The following is a 9,890-nucleotide window of genomic DNA, read 5'->3' as shown; positions in this document are numbered from 1 at the left end:
GTATTTAACATTTACGGGTTAAAAAAAATGTTAAAATGACTATTGTTTTATTGAAAAGGGGCTTGTATATTTACGACATACTTTGTTATGAATATTTAACATTATTTGTCATATTCTGGTCGAAAATCAATATTAACCAAACATATATATTTCCCATGAAAAGCAATAGAAAAAAATGCAATCTCAACCAGTTGGCGGGGATTATGCCAATTATCGGGAATGAAGAACAGAAAAATTCCGTAGGTGGAGATTACTATTACTCAGAACAAGGAGAGTTGCTTGGTTATCAGCCTGGGGGCAATCAAATTCGCGTGATTGATAAAGCGCAATACAGTAATGGAATGTATAGCACCGCTAAATTACTTTGTTATGCGTCTTCTGAGGCTCAACGTAATGTGTTTTCCAAGATAGCGGGAGTCGATTGTCAAGTCACGGCCGGTGCCTCGGTTCCAGATGCCAACGGCTATGTTGAAGAAACATATTGTACGCCTTCGGGGCAGATCTATATGAATTATTACGGAAGTGTATACCGGCAGTGTGATTTTTGGGATGTATATTCGACATTATTGCATGAAAGGACTCATTTGGGACAAATAGGCTCCAATTTGACTAGTGATGACCGGGAATTATTGGCCCGGCAAGCGCAGATAAACGATCCTTACTTCAGCCGTTGTTCCGAAGATTACCAATTGCGGGTGTTATGTGATTTTGTACTCCGTGGCGGAACAGTTTATTTCTAATTTTAATTGAAATGAAGAAAGTTTACCATGGGAAAAGGGGCATTGCAATGTTCATTCTGGGTATTTGGATTCTTATTACATCGTGTGCAGATAGCGTAAAAGTTCCTCCTCGGCAGTTTCATAGCTGGACGAGCGATGTGATATTTCTCGACAGTACTCGTTACCTGATGGACCGATCGCCTCTGTATGGACTTGGAGGTTATGAGTATTTGCTGCCCATAGGAGTGACGATGATAGATCCGCCATACCCCCCCGGAACAATAGGAAACGATGATAAAAAATACGCAGCGATCTGGACGTTGGTTGACAGCATGCTTTATCTGAGAGCTATCGACGGCATAAGAACGGTACCGAGAGTCTACATGAGTACGCAATATATTCCGGAAATGAAGAAATTCCTCATAAGTAAAAAAGCGGTGAAAAAAGCCGAAACTCCTCTCGATAAGACACCCATTCGGGCCGCCTGGGTAACAGGCTTGTTTTACGTCAAAAAAGCGGTGGATAAGCCCGGGGAATTCTTCGATTTGGGCGCATGGAGAAAAAGTCCGTTTCAAGAATTGACTTTCGACGAGGGGAAACTCGTTTCGGTCAGGGAAATAGAAACTCTTCCCGTTACGGAAGACGATGAAAAAGAATACCAGAAAAAGTTAATAGAGAACAGGGAGAATCGGGGTAAAGTAAACGAATACATGGAACGGTATCATTTGAAATATTTGGACTTATACGACGATAATAATAATAAAGTCCCTTTTTAAAAAGGGAGGCTGATAGTATTGTTTTCAATGCGCTAAGAAATCGCACATAATTATAAAAGTAAAACTACCATGAAAAACAATCGAAAGAAATATAATCTCAATGAACTAGTAGATATCTTGTCGGTTATCGAGAACGATGATGGACAGTGAGGTATAAGGGCAACTGCACACCAGAGGTGTGATCTCGTTTTACATGCCTGGGATATTGAGCGAGTCCCCTCTACGGGATCTTAAAGATTATCGAGGAGCGTGCGGTGAAGGAGGGTTCATATTTACTGATTTCCACATCCTGAGGAGGCGGAGAAGCACTATTGAAAAACCATATGCCACGATATGGGTTTTATTCGATAGCACCTTATTCCTTACCGCATTGGATTATAGCTGTACTTCTCTTTCATTTGGAGCTGCTTCGGATAGGGTGTATCGTTCGATGGAAATTTTTTTGGGGAAACAATCCGTTCCTGGCGAAAAGGTGAAATTGCCGCCATTCAGAATAATTTCCCTCGGACAGATCAAAGCTGAAAGGGTAAATGGCTGTTTTTATGTGAAGAAAGCGTTAGATTCGATATTCCCTGATACTAAAGCATGACAGTCGTTACCGTTCACTAAGTTGATATTTCAAAATGAGATTTTGGTGTCGAGATAAAAATTTGAAACATATCCCCTGATACAAATTCAGAAAAGAAAGCTTTCAAAAAAAGAAGAAGCGATCCAATAAGAAAAAGGGGGATTAATAAAAACATCTATCCGGATAGTCTGAGTAGGGCATATGACTGAAATAAGAGAAGAAGGCGATATTTCTCCTGGTGTCGGCGCTGGGCAGTCCATATCAATGAATGATAATCAGGATGCTGACAAGAGCGAAGAAGTTCAGGATATCATTGATCGGATACCTACACGGTGGACGGAGCGCATTTCGTTGCTTACGGCATTGTTGATTTTAGGGATCATCGCGTTGGGTTTTATCATCAAATACCCCGATACGGTAGATGGTCAGATCTCAGTGACAGCCCATGCGGCTCCGGTACGTCTTGTGGCTAATACGAGCGGCAAAATGTACTTGCTTCGTGAAAGTGGAGATTATTTGTGTAAAGGAGATGTAATCGCTTATATCGAGAGCGGGGCCGACTATCGGGATATCCTGTACCTGGACTCAACACTACGTTCAACAGGTTTTGAGAATACCGGTATGGACTCGTTGCCCGGAGATCTGATCCTCGGTGACGTGGGTACGGCCTACAACTCTTTTATGGTTGCGTATGCCCAATACAAGCTTCTGATTCAGTCGGATATTTATGAAACGATGCGTAGGAATCTCACGGGCAAGATCGCCCTTGATGAGCAGATCGTGGTGAACATGGTCCGGGAAATCGAGCTGAAGAAACAGGCTGTGGACAGCGCATACGCACAATTAGATCGGGATAGCCTACTTGTAATACAAAACGCCTTGTCTGTGGCGGAGTATCAACAACAACGTAATAACTGTCTTGTTCTGGAAGAGGCGGTATTAACGTTGCAGAATAACCGGTTGGCCAAACAATCGGAGATTGCCCAGAATCGTTTGGAAATCCAGCGTATCACACTCGAAGAAAATGAAACCCGTGCTAAGACATTCGCCGAGGTGAATACGGCCCGCAATGCGTTGGAGAACGCTGTCAATGTATGGAAAGAGCGATATCTACAGTATGCACCGATCGACGGAGAATTGGAATATCTCGGCTTTTGGAGGGAGAACAGTTTTGTCAATTCCGGACAGGAGCTTTTCACGGTTATTCCGGATAAAGGCGATTTCTTCGGTGAGATAAAGATTCCGGCTCAGGGAGCGGGAAAGGTCGAGGTGGGGCAGCAGGCCAACGTGAAATTGCTGAAATATCCTTATGACGAGTACGGTTATTTGCGTGGTAAGGTAAGTTCCATTTCACGGATCACAAACAATATCAATACTGAGAATGGAATCACCCCTACTTATTTGGTTACCGTATCGTTTCCGGATGGCATGACGACGAATTTTGGTCGCCGTCTTCCTCTCGATTTCGAAACGCAGGGCCAGGTAGAGATTATCACTAAACGAAAGCGACTGATCGAGAGATTGTTCGATAATCTGAAAGCCAAAGCGGAGAAATAATATATCCTGCCGATCCGTCACATCCAGAAATTGATTGTCCAACCTATTCACCCAACTTTATGTTTAAACTCTTTCCGGTTGAATATCAGATGGACTCGCAAGACTGCGGGCCAGCTTCGCTGAAGATTATTGCTAATAGAAATAGTTGAATTTATTTGTTATAAATATAGGAATTAATTTTAATTTGATACAGGTCTTCATCCGAGATTAGATGCTTAAACCAAGATTCATGTGGAAATCTGGTCGGGATAATAATTGGCAAATCACGATAGTGAAAATATCCGGAAAATTCGCCAAAATTATTTGTGAAAATCAGGGAAATACTGTAACTTTCAATGCTAGATTCTGTCATTCGACAGAGATAATTACCTGTAATTATTCTATTGCCTGATCAATCTATGAAAATATCGGTCGCGCTGTGTACATACAACGGCGAAAAGTATATTGCTGAACAACTATGCAGCATTTTTTGCCAGGATGAATATTTTATCGATGAAATTCAAATAGGTGATGATGGATCGACAGATCATACGATTGATATTATCCAAGAATTTCAGGCAAAATACGGGAAAATACATTTGACCGTAAATGATGAGCGTTTGGGCCCTGTGAAGAATTTCGAACGTACAATCATGCGATGCCAAGGAGATTATATCTGCCTGTCGGATCAGGATGACGTCTGGCATCCTGATAAATTGAAAGTGCTTATACCTATTCTTGAAAATGATAATACAATTCAGGCTTGCTTTACCAATGCTTCCCTGATTGATGGGGAAGGGGAGCCTATCGACGGGTGTTTATGGCAGGCATTTGGTGCTAAACGTAACGAGGAGTGCCTTTTGACTACAGATAGAATATTGGAGTTTATTCTACGTTTCGGCAATGTTGTTACAGGCGCTACGCTGGTCTTAAAATCAGCATGTAGGGATAAAATTCTTCCGTTTTATCACAGGTATGGATATGAATATCACGACTGGATGATTGCTAGCCAGTTAGCGATGAATAAGGAAATATATCCCGTAGATCAAGAGTTGATCAGTTATAGGATACATGAAAAACAGCAGGCCGGGATTCCCCGCTCAGATACCTGGGATACGATCTTTGATATACGTAAAAACATCCTGGGGAAAAGATTTGACAATGTAAGTTACAGTAGGACACTGGCTTTTACGTGGAACTATTTCAAAAATACAATCAACGAACTTCGTTTTTATAAAGAAGCATCTGGATATTTACTGAAGCGGTGTTTTGTGGAAGCCCGGAGAGAGTGGGCCAGTTTCAAACGGTATCAGTTGATTCCAAGTTCAAGTGGAAGTAGTCATTCTGATTCTAAAAGTTCAATTTGTTTTTTCGTCGGATACTCCGATTCAGGTGTGACCGCTCCGGAAGATATGGAATATATCCGCGAGCTCCAGAAACATTTTTGTAGGGTGATTGTACTGACTAATTATCAACCATCGGACGAAGTTCCTGGTTATGAATATATGTTGTTGGAAAATAAAGGATATGACTTCGGTTTTTTCTATCAGGCGGTTAGACGGATGAATTTAGCATACTATCATACTGTCGGGTTTGTAAATAATAGTAATCGATTAGTGAGAGGAGCTTCCCTACATGACTTTTTCTCATGGTGCCGTTTACAACGATCTTCGTTCTGCGGAATTACCGATAGCTATCAGGCACCTGAAGATGTCGATCCCCGATATGCATATCATTTGCAAAGCCATTTGCTCGTATTTAAAGGGCGGGCCATTGAGTATTTGCTAGATTTTTTCGATGAGATAGATTTCAGGCGTTTCTTTTCAATCGAGAATAAGACCACTCTGAGACGGTTCATTATCAAGGAATGCGAAATTGGGTTAACTCGCTATATGATCCGACGTAAAGTGAAGCCAGTGTCTTGGATGAAATCAGAAGTACTATGTTCGGAGATGTGTCGATCGGTTGAAAGTGTCAATCCGCATATTGATTTCTGGGAGGAGATGATACAGCGGGGATATCCTCTGATGAAAAAGAAGCTCATATCCGGGAAATGGGATAATCTGATTCGAAATGCCGATAATATTTCGAAGTACCTGTAAAATCAAGGAGGGAAAATATGATTAGAGTAAACTGCATTAATCTGGAAAGCCGTACCGAACGTAAGAACCATATCGAAATAGAGTTCTCCGATCGCCATGAATTTAATCTGCGGATCGTCCAAGCTATCAAACATGAAGTGGGCGCGATCGGGCTATGGCAATCATTGATCGGAGTGGTAAAAGAGATGTCTCTGTACGATGACGAGTATTTCATTTTTTGTGAGGATGATCATACATTTACCAAGCATTATACGTCCGGGGTACTGCAAGAAGGTATCGAAACAGCGAAGAGTCACAATGCCGATATTCTCCTTGGAGGTGTCAGTTGGTTGGAAACGGCCGTACAGGTATCTGATCGTATGTTCTGGGTGGATAAGTATACCGGTAATCAGTTTGTGGTGATATTCAATAAGTTCTATCCTGTGATTTTGGGAATAACTGATTTTGAAAATATGACTGCCGATAAAAAAATATCTGAACTGTCCGAAAACAAATTCGTTATATTCCCGTTTATTTCACTTCAGAAGGAATTCGGATACTCCGATGCAACGAATAATAACAATAATACCGGGCGAGTGGATTACTTGTTCGATACGACGATTAAAAAGCTATCGAAGATCGATAAGGTTAGACGCTATTATTGTAATATGCGATGAATTATGGAGACGGCTAATATCGAATTGCCGGTTTACCTAATCGGCAGTCAATTTGACGGAGGTACCGTAGAGGCAGCGTTCAAACAGTTTGAAGGAAGGGATGAGTTCTGTCTGAGTATGATTGATGACGTGAAAGATGCTCGGGGGAAACCGGATCGTTGGCAAACAGTGAAACGGTGCGTGAAAAAAGCGATTGAGGCTCAGGAGGATTTGTTTGTCCTTTGCGAGTCCGATCATATTTTTACGGCACAATACCATAAGGATTATCTGATTCGAAATATTATAGAGGCTCATGGACAAGGATGTAATATTTTGTGCGGAGGTGTCGCAAGTTTTCAGGATGCCGTTCCGTTGAGCCGAAATCGGTATTGGATCGATAGTTTCATGGTTTCGTCTTTCACGATCATATATGCAAAATTCTATCAAAACTTACTCGATGAGCCGGGGACAGAAAATTTGACTCTCGACCAGAATCTTTCGAAAATGACTAGCCATAAAATGACGCTCTACCCATTTATTTCTGTTCGGAATTACCCGAAATCGGGAGGACTGGGGACTTTGCAATGCGAGATAATGTATCGGTTTACAAATTCCGGGATGAAACTAAAGATTTATCAGGAGGCTTATGACCGCTATATTTTGAAAAATCGATAAAAAAAGGGAGAATTTCCCCCTTTTTGCGTTTGGCATCGAAGCCTGCTAGTCCTCATATCGGAACATTCCTTCTATCTGCTCTAAGTATTCAGGGAATTTCTTATGTCCTTCCTCCGTAGTGAGATGTACATCATAATATACCCCCGTCCTTTCTTTTGGATCACCAGTGTGTCGAGATATTTATACTTCCCCTGGTAGTCGTAGTATTCGTTCACAGGTTTAAAATTCAGTGAAACCCGGAAAGCCGTATCGGCATTGAATATACTTTTAGCCTTTTCTTCCGGATAATATTCGAGGTATTGACGCCAGTCTATATCGTTTCTTCCATGTAAAAAATAATGATAATGTCCCATTGCAAAGATAATATCCGCTCTGGTTGACCACATGTGTTGCATGTCGAGTACGCGAAGCGGATCGTCGGGAGAGTAACGTTTCATCGATATGATATACAGCGTGTCCTCGGGGGTAAGGGGCGGAAACAAGGAAAACATGGCGATACATTGCCGGTCTTTGGAATATAATACGTTATAGCCGGCAGTCATGATTTTCCTTAATTTAGGATAACCATAAAAGTCTTCCCCATACAAAATTTCGTCGAACTCACGCGGTTTAGTGTATGTTGCGCCCATCAATTTTAGTATCCTGGAGTTTTCATTCCCCAACCATCTGTTTTCATAATAACTGATGTTCCGGGTTACGTCCCCTGCCCAGACTTTCTGGTTTTGGGCAGGGCATAACACCGGTACCATGATGGACTGAATCAAAAAAATAAGGCATATGAATGTTCGCATCATAGTCTGTTTTTATTAAAATATAGAACCGCCGGCAGAATACGACCCTACTTCTCCGACGGCATAGATCGTCGACCAAGCGCCAATATCAACCTTGCCAGGCATTTGATTTGCCTCATCCCAGTACTTAATTTGAGTTTTTCCTGTGTTAGGATTTAGGTAGGTACCGGTGATAACCACCGCATGGCCCACCTGGCCATTATCATTATTAAAAACCATCATCCCTTTGTACTCTTTGCCGTTATATGTGATGTTTCCTTGCTGAGAAATCGAAATTGTATTATCCTTGACTTCTACTACTTCCATATCTCCGAAAGATCCCATTGTGGGAATATCACTTGCATTTACTTCGCCCCCACTACCTGCCCAATATCCTAGTACCTCATGCGTTTCAATTGAGTAATGCTGCCAGTCGAAGGCATCTCCGTCTAGAAAATCTAAACAGTGGAATACGCATGAAGGTGGAGGTTCCGTCCCTCCAATAGAGGATTCCATCTCGTCTTTTTCAATAATTTCTAGAAAATCTGCTGATTTTAGCTTGTCCAAGGTAAGTTTTGTTTTCATCGTATAATTATATTTAAATTAATAAATAATTGATTTAAGAAGAACCGTACGATTTGTTTCAATAATTCTTTTTGTATCTGGATATATCATAGAGCCGCCCAATCCTCATATCGGAACATCCCCTCTATCTGTTCCAGGTATTCAGGGAATTTCTTATGTCCTTCCTCCGTAGTGAAGATGTACATCATAATATACCCCCGTCCTTTCTTTTGGATCACCAGTGTGTCGAGATACTTATACTTCCCCTGGTAGTCGTAGTATTCGTTCACAGGTTTAAAATTCAGTGAAACCTGGAAAGCCGTATCGGCATTGAATATACTTTTAGCCTTTTCTTCCGGATAATATTCGAGGTATTGACGCCAGTCTATATCGTTTCTTCCGTGTAAAAAATAATGATAATGTCCCATTGCGAAGATAATATGTGCTCTGGTCTGCCACATGTGCTGCATGTCGAGTACGCGAAGCGGATCATCGGGAGAGTAACGTTTCATCGATATGATATACAGCGTGTCCCCAGGAGTAAGGGGTCGAAACAAGGGGAACATGGCGACACATTGCCGGTCTTTGGAATATAGTACGCTACAACCAGAAGTTACGATCTTCTTTAATTTGGGATAGCCATTGAATGATTCCCATCCCAAAATTTCGTCGAACTCACGCGGTTTACTGTATGTTGCGCCCATCAATTTTAGTATCTTGGAGTAGTCTTCTCCTAACCAGTTATTTTCATAGTAGCTAATGTTCCGGGTTACGTCCCCTACCCAGACTTTCTGGTTTTGGGCAGGGCATAACACCGGTACCATGATGGACTGAATCAAAAAAATAAGGAATATGAAAGTCCCCATCGCAATTTATTTAATTGAACTTAGAACCACTGGCGGAATATGAACCTACTTCTCCGACGGCATAGATAGTTGACCATTCGCCAATATCAACAACTCCTTCCACGCGATTTGTCTCATCCCAGTACTTGATTTGTGTTTTTCCTGTATTTTTATTTGTTTCAGTACCAGTGATAACTACTGCGTGGCCCACCTGGCCATTGTCATTATTAAATACCATCATGCCTTGGTATTTTTGCCCGTTGAACGTGATCTCTCCCGAAGAGGAAATTGATATCTGATTATCTCCGACTTCAATTACCTCCATGTCTCCGAAAGCTCCCATTTTGGGAATATCACATGCATTTACTTCGCCCCCGCTACCTGCCCAATACCCGCGTTATATGTTTGCAGTGAGTAATACTGCCAGTCATGGGTTGCCCCATCCAATACGTCTAAACAATGGAATACACACGAACGTGGAGGTTCCGTCCCTCCAATAGAGGACTCCATCTCATCTTTTTCAATAATCTCTAGAAAATCTGCTGATTTTAGCTTGTCCAAGGTAAGTTTTGTTTTCATCGTATTTTTATATTTAAATTAATAAAATAATGAATTGACTTAACTGGCTTCCCTTGTTTACTCCAACATCTTCATCAATACAATTCACATAACTATTTATGTCGAGTAAAACCTCTGCTTA

Annotated in this window: 11 protein-coding genes; 6 read left to right on the top strand and 5 right to left on the bottom strand. The window is 41.5% G+C overall.

What is annotated here, in order from left to right:
* Positions 1 to 35: 35 nt before the first annotated feature.
* The 6 genes from DW082_RS13855 (at position 36) to DW082_RS13830 (ending at position 7,011) form a co-directional block, all read left to right on the top strand.
* Positions 36 to 740 (top strand): hypothetical protein, encoded by a 705-nt coding sequence (locus DW082_RS13855; RefSeq protein ID WP_118459138.1) that lies wholly within the window; start codon positions 36 to 38, stop codon positions 738 to 740.
* Positions 741 to 751: 11 nt separating this feature from the next.
* Entirely contained in the window at positions 752 to 1,495 is a 744-nt protein-coding gene (locus DW082_RS13850; protein ID WP_118459136.1) for a hypothetical protein, read from the top strand.
* A 769-nt stretch (positions 1,496 to 2,264) separates the two neighbouring features.
* A complete protein-coding gene (locus DW082_RS13845; RefSeq protein WP_259335650.1) occupies positions 2,265 to 3,620 on the top strand; it encodes an HlyD family secretion protein in 1,356 nt (451 codons plus the stop codon).
* 398 nt (positions 3,621 to 4,018) lie between these two features.
* Positions 4,019 to 5,701: a glycosyltransferase gene (locus tag DW082_RS13840; protein WP_118459134.1), complete on the top strand. Its 1,683-nt coding sequence runs from the start codon at positions 4,019 to 4,021 to the stop codon at positions 5,699 to 5,701.
* A 17-nt stretch (positions 5,702 to 5,718) separates the two neighbouring features.
* The gene (locus tag DW082_RS13835) at positions 5,719 to 6,357 is read left to right on the top strand and encodes a glycosyl transferase (protein WP_118459132.1); all 639 of its coding nucleotides are present in this window, start codon (positions 5,719 to 5,721) and stop codon (positions 6,355 to 6,357) included.
* Positions 6,358 to 6,360: 3 nt separating this feature from the next.
* Positions 6,361 to 7,011: a glycosyl transferase gene (locus tag DW082_RS13830; protein WP_118459130.1), complete on the top strand. Its 651-nt coding sequence runs from the start codon at positions 6,361 to 6,363 to the stop codon at positions 7,009 to 7,011.
* Between the two features lie 80 nt (positions 7,012 to 7,091).
* Here DW082_RS13830 and DW082_RS13825 read toward each other — a convergent pair whose 3' ends face one another.
* The 5 genes from DW082_RS13825 to DW082_RS14375 form a co-directional block, all read right to left on the bottom strand.
* On the bottom strand, positions 7,092 to 7,640 hold the full coding sequence (locus tag DW082_RS13825; protein WP_147387075.1) for a hypothetical protein: 549 nt from the start codon (positions 7,638 to 7,640) through the stop codon (positions 7,092 to 7,094).
* A 177-nt stretch (positions 7,641 to 7,817) separates the two neighbouring features.
* On the bottom strand, positions 7,818 to 8,366 hold the full coding sequence (locus tag DW082_RS13820; protein WP_118459126.1) for a hypothetical protein: 549 nt from the start codon (positions 8,364 to 8,366) through the stop codon (positions 7,818 to 7,820).
* A gap of 86 nt (positions 8,367 to 8,452) precedes the next feature.
* Positions 8,453 to 9,049, bottom strand: coding sequence for a hypothetical protein (locus DW082_RS13815; protein ID WP_147387072.1), 597 nt, complete (start codon positions 9,047 to 9,049; stop codon positions 8,453 to 8,455).
* 172 nt (positions 9,050 to 9,221) lie between these two features.
* A complete protein-coding gene (locus tag DW082_RS13810; RefSeq protein WP_147387070.1) occupies positions 9,222 to 9,515 on the bottom strand; it encodes a hypothetical protein in 294 nt (97 codons plus the stop codon).
* A 38-nt stretch (positions 9,516 to 9,553) separates the two neighbouring features.
* Positions 9,554 to 9,769 (bottom strand): hypothetical protein, encoded by a 216-nt coding sequence (locus DW082_RS14375; protein WP_147387068.1) that lies wholly within the window; start codon positions 9,767 to 9,769, stop codon positions 9,554 to 9,556.
* Positions 9,770 to 9,890 lie beyond the last annotated feature (121 nt).

This window comes from Alistipes sp. AF48-12, assembly GCF_003477565.1.
GTDB classification, from domain to species: Bacteria; Bacteroidota; Bacteroidia; order Bacteroidales; family Rikenellaceae; genus Alistipes_A; species Alistipes_A hominis.
This window is presented reverse-complemented; position numbering and strand designations above follow the sequence as displayed.